Raw genomic sequence first — 615 nt, forward strand, 5'->3', positions numbered from 1 at the left:
CCGATAGTTGCGTTCGAGCGTACGGGAGGCGATCACCAGTGGAATGAAGACCAGCACGTAAAGTAGCGCGCCCATGGTCAGCGGCGTCGCATTGGCGGACATCGACAGCGCGGAATTGGCGCGGCCAAGAATCTCGTTGACACCGATGGCGCTGCCAAGCGCGAGGTTCTTGGTGATGGAGATCGCGCGGTTTGTGAGCGGCGGAATGCCGAGGCGGACCGCTTGCGGCAGGATCACATAGCGCAGCGTCTGAGCGAAGGTGAGCCCTGTTGAGCGCGCGGCCAGCCACTGGCCCTTCGGCACCGAGGTAATGCCGGCCCAGAAGATCTCTTCGGCAAAGGCCGCAAGCACCGCGCCGAGGGACATCCACAGCACGATGAGGCTGGGCAGGACGATGCCGATATTTGGGAAGCCGAAGAATAATACCAGGATGATTGCGAGCGGCGGCAGGGAACGGAAAATGTCGACGAACACCATGATGAGGAAATTGACCGGCTTCCAGCCGATCGCCCGGAGCGCCGCGAGGCCGAAGCCGGCGCCGATACCGGTGATGACCACTGCGAGACCGGCAAGAATGGTAACGCCGGCGCCCTGCAAAATCTCCCAGCCGTACTT

Annotated in this window: 1 protein-coding gene; it reads right to left on the minus strand. The window is 62.3% G+C overall.

Features of this window, described 5'->3' with window-relative positions; all coding sequences use genetic code 11:
* The coding region (locus AC1DS5_RS25230) for an amino acid ABC transporter permease (protein ID WP_477720982.1) at positions 1–615 on the minus strand (615 nt) is incomplete at both ends.

This window comes from Polaromonas sp. P4_H1 (assembly GCF_056400945.1).